The following is an 18,541-nucleotide window of genomic DNA, read 5'->3' as shown; positions in this document are numbered from 1 at the left end:
TCAAATAGAAACGATTTTTAGTGGCTCACTTTCGTCCGGCAAGCTATGCTCAATTTAGACCGGCAAGGGTGGCTCACTTTGCTCCGAAGTTAGTGGTATACTTTGTCCGAATTTTGCATCTTGTCCATCAAACTGTTTTTAAAGTGAATATTTGTTTTTTTTGCAACAATAAATTACAACTTTTTAAACAGTTTTCCTAGTTTTAAACCTTTGAAAATACCAGTAAAACCAACCCTTTAAACAAATGTTGTTTCATTTTTCGGGGGATGGCTAATTAAAAAATAATGACGGCCTTTTTGTAGCCATTTTATAATACAACTGTCACACTGAGCCTTTCGACTTCGCTAAAGACAGGCTCTATCGAAGTGCTTCATATAAATTTAAAAGGATTTACATTAACGTGAATCCTTTTTATTTGCAGATGGTAGCAGATAAACTCCAAATTTTGGTCACGAAATGGTCACTCCAAATTTTCCTCCCTAATTCAACGTAGGAATTCTGAAGCGAAATACGAATTTTCTTTATATTTGAGTAAATAAATATAATCCAGATAAACACAATTACATTTATTCGCTAGTTCTAAGCATTTGAACAGCGCATATGAAAGAACAATTCCTTGAAACTAAAAAGCTGATACTTTTTGAAGAAAAAGTTGGTGATAAAAAATAGTCTTCAGACAGCATAAAGAAGATGAAGAAAAGGAATTTGTAAAAATCCTAGGGCTAAAAACATACTAGATTCAATAAAAACTGATATGAAAAAAAAATTATTAATATTTATTATTCTTAGCTTTATAGGTATTACAGGAAGTACTCAATGCCCTAAGCCGTACCAAATAGATACAAATAATAAAACAACCAATTCCATAACATTAACTTGGAATTCAGGAAACAATTCATTGACAGGTAATTTTGAAATAGAATATGGCCTTAAAAACTTCAGCCTTGGAACTGGAACTAAAATTTCAAGCTCATTTGTATCTGTACAAATCAACAACTTAAACTCTAATACACAGTATGATTTCTATGTGACAAATAAATGTGGGTCTACTCCTACATTATCTAATGTTTATCAAGACTTTACAACTGCAGATTACTGTAATGGAGATCTATTTTTAGACCCTGGTTTTGAAGAAAATTACGTAGGAACATACTATGAAACTTACAATTTAAGTCCAAACTCTTCTGACCAAAGGATAAGTTTAGATTTTGAATTATTTGAATTGTCACCCGATGCTACATTAAAAATCTGGGAAGGTAATTTCGCTATTGGAGATCCTATCGCAGTTTATAGCAATAACGCTCCCCCTACTGAACCAATCATTTCAAAAGCAACAAATGGTGAACTATATGTTCAATTTGAATCAAATAATTCACAAAACAATGCTCCAGGTTGGATAGGCAACATTAGTTGTGTTGACAAACCACAATGCAATATGCCCACAAATATTAATCCTGCAAATATTACTTATAATTCAATCACTCTAAGTTGGACCAAAAGTACAGCTAACCGTACATTCATAGAATATGGCCCTAAAGATTTTATAATTGGTACAGGTATAAAAGTTGACACTTATTCAAATACAATAACAATATCGTCTTTAAATGAGTTGACAGAATATGATTTTTACTTAACAGAAGAATGCGACGACTTAAGCTTAAGTGATACAAATAAAACTTCTATTTCTACAAAACCATATTGTGAATCAACTATTTCCTTTGGATGGCTTGAGTCTTATCAATTAAATCAAATTAAAGTAAATGGAGTAAATATTGATCCTGATCTTAATGAAGAGTGGCAACTTGAATATGGAATAAAAGGTTTTACACTTGGTGAAGGTATGACTGAAAATTATTCTTCAAAAGATGTTATTGTTGGCAACTTGCAGAGCGATACTGAATATGATTTTTATTTAAGGAATAAGTGTGGTGATCGTTTTAGCAGTCCAATAGGACCATTTTCTCAAAAAACAAATATTGATTATTGTTTTGAAGGTAAAATATATGACAGAGGGGGAAGAGATGGGATTTATACAAGCTACCAACAAACAAAGGATTTTCATATATATATTAGAGAGAATACAAGGGCTCGAATAAATGTAAACTCACTGTGGCTTCCAGATTATGAGGAAGTTAATATATATGATGGTCCTGATTCAAATAGTCCTCTACTTAAACATTTTTACCGTGGTTCTCCCTCTAGTGAGTTTGTCTCTTCAGGTAACAGTACTGTTCTTTTCTTTGATATTATTAAGAATTATAGTTATTACTCCGATATAACATGGGACATAGATATTACTTGCGAGCCAACTCCAAATTGTGAAGAAGTTACAAGTTTTCAAGTTGTCGACTCTAAATTGACCCATAATCAATGTGAGTTGAATTGGACTAAAACGTCTAATTTAAATGATAGTTACAGTATAGAGTACGGACTGGAAGGATTTGAAAAAGGAACAGGCACAATCGTACAAACAAATGAAGATTTCATCACTATAATTAATCTAAATAAGTCAACTACATACCAGGCTTACATTACTACTGTTTGTGCAGAAGGAGGTCAAGATAATATTTATGTTGAACCACTAACTTTTAAAACAACACCTGATTATTTTGGAGGGGATAAGTTCACTGATGATGGAGGAATTGATAATAATATTCCTGAAAACCAAACGAAAATAACAACAATATACCCGAAAACTGAAGGAGAAAGAATTCGTATCACTTTTGATTATGTTGATCTTATGGTAAATTACAATTATAGTTCCTTAAATATTTATAGCGGGACCAGCACGGATTCAGAACCAATTGTTCAGTTAAGAAATACAAGTGATTTTGGCACATTAGGCTACTCATTTTTTTCAGATGATCCAAATGGAGCGATCACAATCGAATTCATTGGCAATGCATCGTATTTTAATTATTATTCAACAGGATGGGAAGCAGATATAATCAGTGAGCTAATCCCCGATTGCAGTGAACCTTTCAATATTTCAACAACCAGATTTACGCATCAAGAAATAAACTTAGCTTGGGAGTCTGAAACTGATGTGTCTGAATGGAAAATTGAATATGGGATTGGTGGCTTTACTAGAGGTAGTGGGCTAATAAGAGAAACCATGAATAAAAATATCATTATCACAGGCTTATCTCCTGATACAGAACATGATTTCTATATCTCTTCAAAATGTGACAACGGTAACTTCAATGATTATGCTCCCGTCTACAAAGAAAAAACAAGACCAGACTTCTCAAGCGGTGTATTATTAACGTCTAATGATAAAATAAAAAATATATATCCTGACAATATAGGTGAAAGAATTAGAATTGAATTTACCCATTTCAATATTGAACCGTACAATGAGGCCAATTGGAAAAGTGAAGTAGTGGTTAATTTCTTAAATGAATTAGAAACATATAACTACTATAGCTGTTATGCTTTTAACTATGACTCTAATATATACCCTGTAGTTTCTGAAAAAGAAGATGGGTCTATATCCTATTTACAAAATATAGACGGTACTTCATACTGGGAAGCAAAAATATATAGTGAGCCTAAACCCACTTGTGGAACTACTAATGAGAAAGAATTTTTATTTCAACGATTAAGCCATAATGAAGTGGAGCTTGTTTGGACAGAAAATGAAGATAACACAAATTATAAAATTGAATATGGCCCTGTTGGTTTTTCTTTAGGAACAGGTATTACAAAAGAATTCGATAGTAACAGGCAATTTTTAGAGGAAGATCTGCGCAGACCTTATTATACTTACAATACTCAAAACAACCGTTTTGATGAAAATAGCATTTACTATTCTATTATTCTTGATAATTTAGAAGAAAACACAGAATACGAATTCTATATTACAACGATATGTCCTGATGGGGCTTCAAATACTTACCCAGTACCAAAACTGATTAGAACTGCTCCAAATTTACTTAATGAAGGCATATATCATGCGAATTCCTCTGGACAAATGAAACAAAGAAAAGTTTGGACTATATTGGGACAACTGGAAAACACAACGATTTATCCAAACAAAAGAAATGAAAGAATTGTTGCAACAATAAAGCGGTTAAAAATCCCTCAATACACTGGTGGGGACCCCTTTACTGTTTTTAACAACAATAACAGTAAAGATAATAGTAAAGTACTTTTCTCGTCTTATTATGAAATAGACCGATATGATGATGATATTGTTTTAAAAGCCGATAACGAAAACGGCTGTTTAACTTTTAACTTCTCACATGCCAATAACACTTCTTTTGGTTATATGCCTGAAACAATAGAAGATTGGGATTTCCAAACAGGTAGTTATAAAGGTTGGATTGTCGAAATTACTTCAGAACCAAAAAGCAGCTTAAATGTAAAAGAAATCGATCATACCGAGAACATTTGGTTATATCCTAATCCTTCAAAAGATTATTTCATTATTAAAAATGATTTAGATTTAGAAATTAAAGAAATTAGTATCAATGATATTTCTGGTAAAACTGTGAAAAAATATTTAAATACTAATTTTAATCAGAAACTATATTTTAACTTACCGTCAGGTGTTTATTTTGTAATGATACAAACCAAAAACAATAATAAAAGTATACAAAAAATGATTGTACATTAATTATATACTATTTTTAAATATTAAACTGTCAGATGAAAAAAAGTAGATTTACGGGATTCAGACCATCAAAGTCTTAACGAAAACTCCAAAAAAGTTAAGACAATACAAAAGCCTTTAAATCAAGACAGATAGCATTTATTAATGTATGATTCAAAGCAAAAATCACAAACAAGGACAGAAATTCACGCCCTACCTTAATAAAGTTTGGCTAAAAGTTTTTTATGTTTGCAGGTAAAAAAACAATTACAGATTTTATTATCGAAGCACTTGTATAACAAGTGGAACAACTGCAAAAACCTCATATTAAAAAACAATCCTTAAACGTTGCACATGGTATGATTAAAAAGCCTCATTTAAATGCAATCCTACCGTTTGTAACCTTTTGTGTATTTTCCATTTCCATCTTGTTTCTTTGGAAATTGGGCATAGACAACCACAACACCCATTTCGAGGAAGAAATAAACCAAACCGGCGAACTAATATCCAAAGAGTTTGAGAATATAGTAAATAACGATATCGCGAGACTCAAAAACTTAAAAAACAGGATAGAGTTCACACAAGGTGCCTATTATGAAAATTGGGAAAAAGATGCCACCATGCTATTATCCCAAAGTCCTTCTTTTAAATTTATTGAGTGGATTAACAGTGACATGATCATAAAAAAGATCACGCCTTTAAAGGGAAACGAAGCAGCGATAAACCTAAATATTTCTAAATTAGATTACAGAAGGAACGAATGGCTTAAACACAGTCTGGATAGTACTTTAAACTTTACAAATTGGCTCAAACTAACACAAAATGGTTATTCATTTTTAGTGGATGTCCCTGTTTATTTTGAAGGTTCATTTCAAGGGACTATTAGTGCGGGCATGGACTTTAAAAATAGTTTTGACAGATTGGTTAACTATCTAGGCGACCAGTACGCTATAGAATTAAGGGATAGTAACGGTAAGTTGTTTTATGAAACCAACAAAGATATTAAGCTTGAAACCACAAGCAATGCGGCATACAATAGCTCAATACTGGTTGACAAATCGGACAGTCAATATTGGCAACTAAAAGTGTTTCCCACAAAAAATTTATTTTTAGTTGGTGAGGAAACCATTATTAACATTGCTTTGGCCACTGGACTCTTATTATCTTTATTAACGAGCTTACTCATTTACTACTCATTAAGAGCCAAAGTAAAAGCTAAAAGTGCTTTATTATACAACTCAAAACTCTTACAAACCAACGAAGCATTAAATAAGTCACGTCAAGTCGCCGAAAAAGCTTCACAAGCCAAAACCGATTTCTTGTCGAATATGAGTCATGAAATCAGAACGCCGCTTCACGCCATAATAGGCTTTATTCAACTATTAAAGTCAAGTAGCCTAACGAACGAAGACAAAGAATACCTTAATTTAATGGATAAGTCTTCAAACAATTTACTGGCCATTGTTAACGATATTTTAGATATAGCAAAATTAGAGTCTAAAAACATAAAACTAGAAGAAACTGTTTTCAATCCCTTACAAACTACAAAAGAATTAATTGAGAACACACAGCATCTTTTTTCTGATAAAGGACTTTATATAAAAACAAGTTACAACCCATTACATGGTATTAACGCCATTGGGGATAAAACTAAATTTATTCAAATTATAACCCACATTTTTAAAAACGCAGCAAAGTTTACAAATCTGGGCGGTGTTACAATTTTGTATAATGAATTACTTCTTGAAAATCATTTAAATATTGGGATTACAATTGAAGATACAGGTATTGGTATTCCCAAAGAAAAGCTAGCAACTATTTTCGATAGGTTTACTCAAGTTGACGATAGTTTAAAGAAGCAACACTCCGGAAGCGGACTTGGACTCGCTATTAGTAAAAACTTAGCTATAATGATGGGAGGCAACATATCTGTTAAAAGTATTGTAGGTAAGGGCGCTAAGTTTCATATTTCCATACCACTTAAAGTTGAAGAAAACCAAATTCATGGTAATGCTAACACAGTAAAAGAAAGCCTTAATCTTCCAAATTTAAACATACTTATTGTAGACGACAACAATATTAATGTTATTGTACTCAAAAAACTCCTTGAAGATCTTGACATAAAAGTGGATACAGCAAGCAACGGAGAAATAGCTTTAGAAAAGGTTAGCTCCAACACGTACCAGCTTGTTTTTATGGATATTCACATGCCTGTAATGGACGGTTGTGAAGCCACCAGGCACATTAGAAAAATCCATAAAGACCTTCTTATTTACGGTCTTTCTGCAAACGTCACACTAGAAGCTACAACAAAAGCCATTGAAAGTGGCATGAACGACTACATAACCAAACCATTTAAAAAGGAGCAACTTTACGCACTTTTAAAAGCCAATTTTGATTTAGAACTAAATGATCTTAATCACTTTTAACGGGAGTCTCAACAATATCATAACCCGTTTGTAAAAACAACTCTAGCGTATTCCACGAAGAGTCGTCTCTAACAACTTTTCCTTCTTTAATTGTAAACACAGTAATTCCCGATAAATCCTTGAAAGGTTTATCATTGCCTTTTATCCCAATCAACTCTCCTGTAAAAGTACCATCAACCAACCAATGGGTTATAACCATATTACCTGTAATATCATAACGGTTCAAGTGCAGAACCATATCTGGATAAGCCTTATTAATAATACTAAACTCGTTTGTTAATTCTTCGGCGTTTGAACTTGTTCCGCCAGGACTTATTCTAACAAAATCATCGGCAAATACGGTATGAATAAGTGCCGGGTCTCGTTTTTCCCAAAGTACATCTACCTTTTCCCAAAGTGTTTTAAAATCGGCATCGGTAATTTCCTCAACCATAGGCTCCGTAACTACATCTGATGATTTTTCTTGTTCCTTACACCCTACAATAAACAGCACAAAAAATGCTGCAACATACAATAAGGTGTACAATATTGATCGTATCATAATTGGTCGTTTTTATTGTTAGCCTTCTAAATTTAAGGAAAATATATTTAAAAAACTTATAACCAAGCAATTACACACATAGAAGTGGTTTAAACTTTTTGGGTTGAAGCGAAAATTGATGGGTTTGTGACTAGATGAAGGCTTTTTTGAGTCGCATAGCAGGGCTACGTGACGATAAAAAGACAAAATATGGGTGCAAACCGGTAATTTTTAGCCAATTTGTAAAAGTTTAAATCACTTCATAAAGAAAAACAATAACAACACTACTCAAAACCCTGTTCATTATTCCATTAAAACGGGATTGTACATGTTATGGATTATAAATCAACACGTTAACATCCTGTTAAAAAACAGCAGTGTTTTAAACCTTATGAAATTCTTTAAGTCTTATTAATAATTAAACTTAAAACTTCTGATTATGAAAAAATTCATATGTATTGCCATTGCTCTAGTAACCTTACAAGTTACTGCTCAGCATAAAAGAAACGAAGGCCCTAATATGCGGGAACGCGGTCAAAGGATGAGCCAACTTACTCCAGATGAAGCAGCAACACTCCAAACAAAAAAAATGACCTTAATGCTCGATCTCAATGAATCGCAACAAGCAGAAATCCATAAGATAAACCTTGAAAATGCTACTAAAAGAAAGGAAATGATGGAGGCGCGCAAGGCTAAAAAAGAAGCCGGTACTGCTGAAAAACCTTCTAAAGAAGCACGTTTAAAAATGATGAATGCTATGCTTGACCATAAAATAGCCATGAAGGCAAAGATGAAAACGATTTTAAACGAAAAACAGTACACCAAGTGGGAAACTGCTCAAGCTAAAATGGAGGGCAAGCGAAAAGGTAAAATGGGTGAATGGAAAAAAAGAAGACACAATTGATTTTGATTGTTGTTTAGTTGATTGATTAGTTTGTTAAAAGGGGCTGTCTGAAAAGTCAAGACAGCCCCTTTTTTATTTTACAAGGTTTTAGCAACCACCCTAACAGCTGCTATCGTATCATCTAAATCCTTATACGACAATGCATCGGTAATAAACCAGGTTTCAAAAGCACTGGGCGCAATATAAATACCTTCGTTAAGCAAGCCATGAAAAAACGTTTTAAAAGTATCATTGTTTCCTTTAGCTGCTGAATCAAAATCTACAACAGGATCTTTATCAAAATGAACGGATATCATAGAGCCTACCCTATTGATAGTATGGGTTACATTATTAGCTTGCAAGGCTTCTGCTATACCTTTGTGCAAATACGCAGTCTTTTCTTCCAAACGATTAAAGAGTTCGCTATCGTTATGTATCTCTGTAAGCATTGCCAATCCTGCTGCCATTGCCAAGGGATTACCGCTTAAAGTACCTGCTTGGTAAACAGGTCCCAAAGGTGCCAAATACTCCATAATTTCATTGCGCGCTGCAAAAGCTCCTACTGGCAAACCGCCTCCAATAACTTTTCCAAAGCACACAATATCTGCATTAACATTAAAGAGTTCTTGTGCACCACCTTTAGCTAAACGGAATCCTGTCATCACCTCGTCAAAAATCAATAAAATATTATGGGCATCGCATAAGCTCCTTAAATCTTCTAAAAAGGCTTCTTTAGGCGGAATACACCCCATGTTTCCTGCTACTGGCTCTAAAATAATACAGGCTATTTCATTAGGATTTGCATCAATTAATTGCTTTACATTTTCAATATCATTGTAGCGTGCTAATAAAGTATCCTTGGCCGTTCCTTGGGTTACCCCCGGGCTGTTTGGCGCTCCAAACGTTACTGCACCACTTCCCGCCTGAATTAAAAATGAGTCACTATGGCCGTGATAACAACCGGCAAATTTGATAATCTTATCTTTACCTGTAAATCCTCTGGCTAAACGTACAGCACTCATACAAGCTTCAGTCCCCGAATTTACAAACCTAATTTTATCAATATTGGGCACCATAGCAACAGCCAACTCGGCTATTTGAGTTTCTATTTCAGTTGGCATACCAAAAGAAGTTCCTTTCTTAGCTTTATCAACCACCGCGTTAACAACAGGTTCGTGAGCATGGCCTAAAATCATGGGTCCCCAAGAATTTATATAATCAATCAAACGGTTGCCATCCTCATCGAACAAATAAGCCCCTTTGGCTTCTTTAACAAAAATAGGAGTTCCTCCAACTGCTTTAAAAGCTCTTACAGGTGAATTTACGCCACCCGGAATTACTTTTTCTGCCTGTACAAACAATGCACTGCTTCGTGTATAATTCATATATTTAAATGCGTTTCTAAAATCTATTTAATCTGTAATTCTTGTCCAATACTAAGTGTATTATCCGTTAATCCATTAATTTTTTGAAGTTCTTTTACTGTTATATTATATCTTTTGGATATAGAATAAAGGGTATCGCCCTTAACCACGGTATAAGTAATAGCACTTTCTTTTGCAGGGGACTCTTGTTTTACATAATCTGAACCCAATACTTCTTCATCGTACTTATACAGTTGATAGCGCTCTATTAAACTAATGAGTTTTTGCGGATACTTCCTGTCGGTAGCGTAGCCAGCCGCTCTTAATCCACGAGCCCAAGCTTTGTAATCCTCTTTTCTTAATTCGAAAAGCCCCGCATAGCGCTTTCGTTGTGTTAAAAACAAAGAGTGGTCCCTAAACGAATACTTTGCATCCTTATACTTTCTAAAACATTCCTGAGCCTTATCATCATCGTGGTAAATCTTAGCCCCTGTCCACTCATGGCATTTAATCCCAAAATGGTTATTCGCTTTTACAGAAAGTCGGCCTTTTCCCGAACCTGACTCCAAAATACCTTGAGCTATAGTAATACTAGCTGGAATATCGTATAAGCGCATTTCATTTTGGGCAACATCTTTGTATAAATCTATGTATTTTTCTGTAGCATTTGCATAGACTTTTGCTGGCACCTCCTCAACTTTCTTTTCTTCTTCATTTTCTTCAACAACTTTCTTTTCGGTACGCACTACAGTTGGTCTCGATTTCTTACTGGTTACAACCGCTTTTTTGGAACGGCAACTAAAAACAATACAACCTAAACAAACTATTACTAATAAACGTTTCATTATTTTACTCAATTATTGGTAAATTTTTATTCTTTAAAACTGTATTCATACCCGATATGCCTTGTAAGCCACCTGTATGGATTGCTAAAATTTTTGAGCCTTTTGGAAAAAACCCCCGATCGATTAAATCAAGAATCCCAAACATCATTTTACCAGTATAAACGGGATCTAAGGCTATATTATTCCCTTTTTTAAAGGCATTTATAAACCGCACCAAAGATTCATTAATTTTTGCATACCCACCAAAATGATAATCGGTTAGCAACTTCCAATTACTTTTAGTTGCAAATTTACTAATATCTTCCTTTAAAAAATCACCTTTTAAAGCTGGAAACCCCAAAACTTGTTGACTGGTTTTTGAACAATTTATAAGTCCGGAAATAGTACCTCCCGTACCTACTGCAGTACAGATGAAATCAAAAGCAGCATCCGCATCAACCAAAATCTCCTCACAGCCCTTTATGGCCAAAGCATTGGTTCCTCCTTCTGGAATCAAGTAAAAAGTTCCAAATTCAGTTTTCAAATCTTCAATAAATGATTCGGTGGTTTTGGCTCTATAAACATCTCTAGATACAAATTTAAATATCATACCACAATCCTTTGCAAAGCCTAACGTGGGATTATCCGCTATTTTGTTAGACAACTCCTCACCTCTTATAACTCCAATAGTTCTAAAACCAAAATCTTTACCTGCAGCAGCCACGGCTGCAATATGATTTGAAAAAGCACCCCCAAAAGTAAGTAGTGTTTTCACCCCTTTCTTTTCCGCTTCAATAAGGTTGTATTTTAACTTACGGTACTTATTACCCGACACAAAAGGATGAATTCGATCTTCTCTCTTTATAAAGAGTTCTATTCCTTTCTCTTCTGGTAAATATATTTGCTGATTTATACTATGTTCCAGTTTAAATATCATCACTGCGAAGATACTTTTTTAAACTATTAAAACAGTGACTACACTAAGAGACTGTTTAAAATTCGTTTTTGAAATTTGTTATAGGTCATTTTTTTGCCAATTAAGGCTTTAAAACCGGAGTTTAGCAGCGCTAAATGAGGATTTTCATAACGAAAAGTGGTGAAAAAAGGGGCATAACAAAACCAAAAGATGGAATTTAAACAGTCTCTAAATAATCCCAATTCAATTCTAGTACCTTTTCTACTTTAATTTTACACGCATGAAACGAGCATTAAGAAATTTTAAAAATTACTTCACAAAAGGAAATGTTTAAAATTTTTAATGAGAGAACGCGTGTAAGGAGTGGTTGCACACGTTCTTTATTTTATAATTACAATAAAATAAATTAATTACTAAAATTTAAACGTGTGAAATGTGCCTTTTTGCACTATACACCATCACAAAAACAATCCAAAGCTATAGTTCGACGCCGTTCAGTATAGGTAGCTATGCTTGATTTTCTTTTTACAAATTTAAAATCGAATTGGTATAATTCCTTTATATTTGCAGCCTAATGAAAACAATAATTCCTCTCGAAGAAGGTGATTACTACCTTACACCTGAAGGCTATCGCTGTTTTACCGAACAATACCACCTAAAAAGAGGGTATTGTTGTGAAAGTGGTTGCAGACATTGCCCGTACGGCTATAATAAAAGAACCAATACTCAAAAATAACAGAAAGTGCTCTTACATTAGCTTCAATACTATTGCAATTTGCTTGGTATGATTATTGCTGCTATTTCTTAAACTAAAAACACTTAAAACCAGAATTTTATAAAGGATTTTATCGTATTTTTAGAAGAGAAAAAGAAACTAAATAAATTTTTGAGCTATGAAAAAATTATTAAAAACATTACCACTTTTAGCATTGCTTGTAATATTAAACTCATGTAGCTCGGTTAGGGTAGCGGCCGATTATGACAAAAATGCAAGCTTTAGTGAGTACAAAACCTTTGCCTTCTTTAAAACAGGTATCGATAAAGCTGAAATTAGTGATTTAGATAAACGTAGAATCCTTCGTGCCATTGAAGCCGAACTATTAGCCAAAGGGTTTACCAAATCTGAGAATCCAGATTTATTGATCAGTCTCTTTACAAAATCCCAGCAACGCGTTGATGTTTACAACAACCACTGGGGTTATGGTGCTTGGGGCTGGGGTGGTTATTATGGACCAGGCTGGGGTCCCGGTTGGGGCTGGGGCTGGGACCGACCAAATGTATCGACCAGTACACAAGGCACGTTGTACATAGACTTTATTGATGCAAAGAAAAAAGAATTGATCTGGCAAGGTATGGGAACAGGTTACTTAAGCCGTAATATGGAACAAAAAGAAGAACGCATTAAAGAATTTGTAAATAAAATAATGGAAAAATACCCTCCGGGAATGCAACAATAAAATCTTCTTAAATACAAAAGGTCTGAAAAGTGATTTATTTTGTCATTCAAAGCTGAACGAAGAATCTTAATACACTGAAAACTTGTGATTTAAATTTCAAGAGGTTCTTCATTTCATTCAGGATAACACTTTTCAGACCTTGTATTTAACACGCAATCTTTAACTTCCCATTACTAGATTTTGTACTTTTACTTAAAATCCTAGTTTACAAAGTCATGTCTAGCTCTATTGAATCGAACGCCATTTTAAACCGCTTACCCAAGCATTTAAAGCAGTTTATAAAACCTCAAAATTATGAGGACTACTCGGCTATTGACCAAGCTGTTTGGCGTTATGTTATGCGCAAAAATGTAACCTTTTTAAACACTGTTGCCCATAAGTCTTATATAGAAGGCTTAAAACAAACAGGAATCTCTATTAACAGTATTCCTAATATGTATGGTATGAATCGGATTTTAAAGGATATTGGCTGGGCAGCCGTCGCTGTCGATGGCTTTATCCCTCCAAATGCCTTTATGGAATTTCAAGCATATAACGTATTGGTTATTGCCAGTGATATTAGGCAATTGGAACACATAGAATACACCCCTGCTCCAGACATCATTCATGAAGCTGCCGGTCATGCTCCTATTATTGCGAATCCTGAGTATGCTGAATATTTAAGACGCTTTGGAGAGATAGGCTGTAAGGCTATTTCATCGGCTAAAGATTATGAATTGTATGAAGCCGTAAGACATTTATCTATTATTAAAGAAGCACCTAACTCTTCTAATGAAGATATTACCAATGCTGAAAACAAAGTAGGGGAATTACAAAATAACATGGGAACACCAAGCGAAATGGCGCTTATTAGAAACTTGCATTGGTGGACTGTAGAATATGGCTTAATAGGCACCTTAGACAACCCCAAAATATATGGTGCTGGGCTATTATCGTCTATAGGCGAAAGCGCATGGTGTATGACAAACGCTGTAAAAAAATTACCCTACGACATTAAAGCCACTTATAAAGATTTTGACATTACCAAGCCACAACCGCAACTTTATGTGACTCCCGATTTTGCCCATTTAAGCCTTGTTTTAGAAGAATTTGCTAACACCATGGCATTACGAAAAGGAGGTTTATCTGGGATTAACAAATTAATAGATTCAAATGCTTTAGGCTGTATAGAGTTAAGCACAGGCATTCAAATATCTGGTATTTTCACTAATGTAATTGAAGATCAGGGCAACCCTATTTACATACAAACTACTGGAGCCACCGCTCTTGCATATCGGGAAAAAGAATTAGTAGGGCACGGAACGAATAGCCACAGCAAAGGTTTTGGATCACCCGTTGGGAAGCTTAAAGGTATTAACATTGCAATTGAAGACATGAGCCCCAGGGACTTAAGAGCTTATGCTATCTATGAAGGAGAAGTAACTACTTTAGAATTTGAAGGGGGCATTAAAGTTTCGGGAGAAATCATTACTGGTAAACGCAACCTAAAAGGGAAAATAATTCTTGTTAGCTTTAAAAATTGTACCGTCACATATAAACATTCCGTTTTATTTAAACCAGAATGGGGTATTTATGATATGGCTGTTGGGAAAGAGATTGTTTCGGCTTTTTCTGGGCCTGCAGATCTTAACAGTTTTGACTTGATTACGCATGCCCCAAGCTCTAAAACCATTCATGTAAAAAAATCGGAAGAACAATTACAACTCGAAACACTATACCAACAAGTTCGCGATTACAGAGAAGGCGCAAACCGTACTATTTCCAGAACCAAAGTATTAGAGCAACTTATAGAAAAACACCCAAATGACTGGCTACTTCCTGTGGAACTCTATGAATTAGCATTTAAAGGACACGAACCTGAACTATGTGAAAACATATTATACCATTTAGAAAGCATCAAACAAGACAGACCCGAGGTTGGTCACTTAATCGATGATGGCTTGGCAATTATTAAACAAAATATGGTGATTAACTAACTGTTGGCAAAACGCTTTAAAGTGTCTTTTGTAAACGTACTTAAAACCAATTGTCCGCTAATTCTAGCACGTTCCAACAACAAAGCATCCCAATGCGCAGTACCTTCCCAAAATACAGTCTTTATTTCCTTTAAAGCTTCTGGATTATAAGTGCTTAACTTCTCAGCGAGTTCTTTAACAGCTACATCCAAAAGTTCTGTGGTTTCATAAACTTCTGCATACAACCCTTTTTCCTTTGCAAATATTGCTGAGAAAAACTGTTCTGCGTTTATCGTCATTTGAGACATAGTTGTCTTCCCCATTTTTCTTGAAACAGCTGGTTCTATTACAAAAGGGCCGATACCAATACTAAGTTCACTCAATTTTATAGCCGCATACTGGGTTGCCAAACAATAATCGGTAGCTGCCGCGAGGCCCACACCTCCCCCAACAGCCTTTCCCTGTACACGTCCGATAATGAGCTTCGGACATTTACGCATGGCATTGATAACGTTTGCAAACCCCGAAAAAAATTGCTTACCAGATGCAGCTTCTTTAATAGCAATTAACTCTTTAAAACTGGCACCTGCACAAAAGGCTCTATCGCCTCCACTTTTTAAGACAATTACTTTTACAGCTTCATTGTTACCTGCATCAATAATAGCACGTTCCAACTTTTGAAGACTCTCTATTGGCATGGCATTTTGGTCAGGATGAAAAAACTCTATATACCCAACTTTATTTTCGATAGTTAATGTTACGTATGGCTGCGTCATATACTTCATGTTATAAAGGCTGAATATACACAAAATTTTGTTTCGGTTTGATTTAGCAAGCTATATCGAGGGGAACCCATGGAACATTTATAGAAACCCATTTTGCATTTACTGAAGCCTCAGAGTATTTAAATCCCAATCATCAAGTAACCCTTGTTACATAATATTCTAAAAATAATCTTGTAATTTGCAAAAAATAAGAATAATGGGATTGTTAGATTTAATTTTTGGTTCTAGAAAAAAACAAATTAAAACCTTTTTAAAAAATGGGGCTATCATTTTGGACGTGCGTACACAACGTGAATGGGACAATGGTCACATTAATGACTCGGTGCACATCCCCCTAGATGAATTAAAAAATAGGATTGACGAGGTTAAAAAATTTAACAAATCTGTTATAGTTGTTTGTCAAAGCGGTATAAGGGCTGCAAAAGCCTCCCGTTTTTTAAACGAGAATAACATTGACGCAACTAACGGAGGGGGCTGGGCAACCCTACAAACAAAAAAACATTAGTTTCCTTCGACATAAGAAGTCTAACTAATGTAATTATCATGATTAATAGCACTACAAATGTATACGACTTGCCTCAAAACAGTTTTAATTTAAGGTTACTAAAACGTTATTTTGATTGCTTGTAAACAGGATCCGTTCTAAATTTAAAAAGTCTCTAAGAAAAAACATCAATTGCAAATCATTTAACTGATTATAACAATTGATGTTCTTTATGTGAATTGATTAATAGCCCTTTAATTTACAATTATTTATGATTGATTTATTAATTTTTCGACGAAATACCATTATAAAAGATTAAGAGCAACTCCGTTTTTCCGAAGTGAATTTGCAGAAAACAGCTTCAACAAAACTTCACACTACTTACACCAAATGCTTGTGGTTAAAACACAATATGAGGAAACTGACTTTGCAACGCTTTTATTTTTATTTCAAGATTCTGAAGAAATTTTTGATGTGCTTCCGAGTTATAATTAAAGGGCTTATGTAATAATCCTTTTTGTACGGCATCTACCCTATCCATTATCTTGGTAGCCTCGTCTGCAACCCAAACGTTTTTAAACTTTTCCCAAACATAATTAATAGCTACTGCATTGGGATGCAACATGTCTTCTTTATAAAATCGATAATCCCGAAGTTCGTCCATGATGATTTCATAGGACGGAAAGTAATATGACTCTCCTTTAGAACCAGGCTTCTGGTTATTTAGAAATTGATGTATTGCAGTTATTAAATGTGCTTTACTTTGCATATTCCCAATAAAACCATCTTTTATATGTCTAACTGGGGATACCGTAAAAATAACTGTTGCGTTCTCGTTTATTGATCGTATGGCAGCCATTATACCATCCAATGACGCGATAAGCGAGGCAACCGACATTAGCTCTTTCTTAAACTGTTTTTGGGGTACTTTGTGGCAATTCGCCACAATAGCATCACTTGCTATAAAACGGTACATCCAAGCCGTCCCCAAAGTAATTACGACATGGGTTGCATCACTAAGCTGCTTAAATGTTTTTTTAAGGTTTGCATTTAACTCATGCAACAATGTATCCTTAGAGGCATGGCTCAATTTTGAGTGCGCGTCAAAACAATGCCATTGCTCATTATGCAAAAACACATCGCTTTCGGCGTATTCCTTTTTATTTAAGGAATACCTAAGTAAATTTTCGATTGCCTTTGGATGAAATAAAATACCAAAAGGGTTTTGGGTATTTTTAAATTTAAAGTAATCTGATTTTTCGCCTATATTCTCTATAAAACATGACCCTAAGAGAAGCATACTAGATGTATAATCTATTAGATTATTAGACTGCTTTTCTAATGGTATTTGTGTTTGAAGGTTCATCTGTTCGCCAAGACGCTAAGGCCTCAAAATATTTTTAACTAAAAAACTATAGACCGTTTACTATCCTAGTGATTCCTGATTTAATTAACGGACTATTAAAATTAATAAGTAAACCTAACTTTAAATTAGTTAATTTCAAATAGGTTAACAATTGTTTAGGATGAACTGGATGGATCTCCAATACAGATTTTATTTCAATTATCACTTTATTTTCTACTATTAGATCTGTCCTAAACCCTAAATCTAATTTACGTTCTTTCCAAACAACAGGCAACTGCTTTTGCCTTTCAACTTTTAAACCTATTTCTGTTAGTTCCGAATATAATATTTCTTCATAAACAGATTCCAAAAGCCCTGGCCCTAAATTAACATGGATATGGTAACAACAATCAACTATTATTGATGCTAGGTCATCTTCATAGTATTCGTCATTATTGTTTTTCATTTATACTAACCTTTAATTCACTAAGACGTGAAACACATCAAATATAAGACTTTTCCTGTTAATTATCTCGTCCTAAATCTTTACCTTTTAAAGAATATTATACTCATCTTCCTTTTGCACCCAAAAACTTTACGACTTTCCGCCTCCGCGTGACAACCGATCCAGCACCACATAAACAAATAATCAATCTCGCCAAGCCGCCAAGAGCACCGAGCTAACCCACCTTTTTTACCCAAATAACTTTGCGACTTTACATCTCTACGTGACAACCGATCCTGCTCACCATAAACAAATAATCAATCTCGCCAAGCCGCCAAGAGCGACAAGCTCATCCTCCTTTTGCACCCAAAAACTTTACGACTTTCCGCCTCCGCGTGACAACCGATCCTGCACCACATCAACAAATAATCAATCTCGCCAAGCCGCCAAGAGCACCGAGCTAACCCACCTTTTTTACCCAAATAACTTTGCGACTTTACATCTCTACGTGACAACCGATCCTGCTCACCATAAACAAAT

The 18,541-nt window shown here is 34.6% G+C and carries 14 protein-coding genes; 7 read left to right on the top strand and 7 right to left on the bottom strand.

What is annotated here, in order from left to right:
• The first annotated feature begins 754 nt into the window (after positions 1-754).
• Together JF259_RS17050 and JF259_RS17045 are read left to right on the top strand one after the other, a co-directional pair.
• A complete protein-coding gene (locus JF259_RS17050; RefSeq protein ID WP_199116918.1) occupies positions 755-4,618 on the top strand; it encodes a T9SS type A sorting domain-containing protein in 3,864 nt (1,287 codons plus the stop codon).
• 335 nt (positions 4,619-4,953) lie between these two features.
• On the top strand, positions 4,954-7,023 hold the full coding sequence (locus JF259_RS17045) for a response regulator (protein WP_199116917.1): 2,070 nt from the start codon (positions 4,954-4,956) through the stop codon (positions 7,021-7,023).
• On the opposite strand, the gene JF259_RS17040 is transcribed toward JF259_RS17045, so the two are convergent.
• Positions 7,010-7,564, bottom strand: a complete 555-nt coding sequence (locus tag JF259_RS17040; RefSeq protein ID WP_199116916.1) for an ester cyclase — start codon at positions 7,562-7,564, stop codon at positions 7,010-7,012. The two genes, JF259_RS17045 and JF259_RS17040, sit on opposite strands and share 14 nt — an antisense overlap.
• Positions 7,565-7,982: 418 nt before the next feature.
• Between JF259_RS17040 and JF259_RS17035 the strand changes: the two genes are divergently transcribed.
• Positions 7,983-8,447 (top strand): hypothetical protein, encoded by a 465-nt coding sequence (locus JF259_RS17035; protein ID WP_199116915.1) that lies wholly within the window; start codon positions 7,983-7,985, stop codon positions 8,445-8,447.
• Positions 8,448-8,524: 77 nt separating this feature from the next.
• On the opposite strand, the gene hemL is transcribed toward JF259_RS17035, so the two are convergent.
• The 3 genes from hemL to JF259_RS17020 are packed head-to-tail and all read right to left on the bottom strand — an operon-like array spanning position 8,525 to position 11,551.
• Complete coding sequence (gene hemL, locus JF259_RS17030) at positions 8,525-9,811, bottom strand: glutamate-1-semialdehyde 2,1-aminomutase (protein ID WP_199116914.1); 1,287 nt, start codon at positions 9,809-9,811, stop codon at positions 8,525-8,527.
• Between the two features lie 23 nt (positions 9,812-9,834).
• Positions 9,835-10,635 carry a glucosaminidase domain-containing protein gene (locus tag JF259_RS17025; protein ID WP_199116913.1) on the bottom strand — a complete coding sequence of 267 codons (801 nt, stop codon included), beginning with the start codon at positions 10,633-10,635 and terminating at the stop codon, positions 9,835-9,837.
• A 4-nt stretch (positions 10,636-10,639) separates the two neighbouring features.
• The gene (locus tag JF259_RS17020; protein ID WP_199116919.1) at positions 10,640-11,551 is read right to left on the bottom strand and encodes a 1-aminocyclopropane-1-carboxylate deaminase/D-cysteine desulfhydrase; all 912 of its coding nucleotides are present in this window, start codon (positions 11,549-11,551) and stop codon (positions 10,640-10,642) included.
• A 553-nt stretch (positions 11,552-12,104) separates the two neighbouring features.
• Between JF259_RS17020 and JF259_RS17015 the strand changes: the two genes are divergently transcribed.
• The 3 genes from JF259_RS17015 to JF259_RS17005 all read left to right on the top strand — a co-directional run bounded on the left by JF259_RS17015 (position 12,105) and on the right by JF259_RS17005 (position 14,963).
• Entirely contained in the window at positions 12,105-12,266 is a 162-nt protein-coding gene (locus JF259_RS17015) for a DUF5522 domain-containing protein (protein WP_199116912.1), read from the top strand.
• Between the two features lie 157 nt (positions 12,267-12,423).
• Positions 12,424-12,987 (top strand): DUF4136 domain-containing protein, encoded by a 564-nt coding sequence (locus tag JF259_RS17010; protein ID WP_199116911.1) that lies wholly within the window; start codon positions 12,424-12,426, stop codon positions 12,985-12,987.
• Between the two features lie 215 nt (positions 12,988-13,202).
• Entirely contained in the window at positions 13,203-14,963 is a 1,761-nt protein-coding gene (locus tag JF259_RS17005) for an aromatic amino acid hydroxylase (protein WP_199116910.1), read from the top strand.
• On the opposite strand, the gene JF259_RS17000 is transcribed toward JF259_RS17005, so the two are convergent.
• Complete coding sequence (locus JF259_RS17000) at positions 14,960-15,718, bottom strand: enoyl-CoA hydratase/isomerase family protein (protein WP_199116909.1); 759 nt, start codon at positions 15,716-15,718, stop codon at positions 14,960-14,962. The two genes, JF259_RS17005 and JF259_RS17000, sit on opposite strands and share 4 nt — an antisense overlap.
• Positions 15,719-15,923: 205 nt before the next feature.
• Here JF259_RS17000 and JF259_RS16995 point away from each other — a divergent pair, with 205 nt between their 5' ends.
• A complete protein-coding gene (locus JF259_RS16995; RefSeq protein WP_199116908.1) occupies positions 15,924-16,232 on the top strand; it encodes a rhodanese-like domain-containing protein in 309 nt (102 codons plus the stop codon).
• A 379-nt stretch (positions 16,233-16,611) separates the two neighbouring features.
• Here the strand turns inward: JF259_RS16995 and JF259_RS16990 are convergent, their stop codons facing one another.
• Together JF259_RS16990 and JF259_RS16985 are read right to left on the bottom strand one after the other, a co-directional pair.
• Complete coding sequence (locus JF259_RS16990) at positions 16,612-17,577, bottom strand: GSCFA domain-containing protein (protein ID WP_199116907.1); 966 nt, start codon at positions 17,575-17,577, stop codon at positions 16,612-16,614.
• A 46-nt stretch (positions 17,578-17,623) separates the two neighbouring features.
• The gene (locus JF259_RS16985; protein ID WP_199116906.1) at positions 17,624-18,022 is read right to left on the bottom strand and encodes a GxxExxY protein; all 399 of its coding nucleotides are present in this window, start codon (positions 18,020-18,022) and stop codon (positions 17,624-17,626) included.
• Positions 18,023-18,541 lie beyond the last annotated feature (519 nt).

It is taken from the genome of Snuella sedimenti, assembly GCF_016428595.1.
Taxonomy (GTDB): Bacteria; Bacteroidota; Bacteroidia; order Flavobacteriales; family Flavobacteriaceae; genus Snuella; species Snuella sedimenti.
The sequence above is the reverse complement of the archived record's forward strand: the minus strand, read 5'-3'. Positions and strand labels throughout refer to the sequence as shown.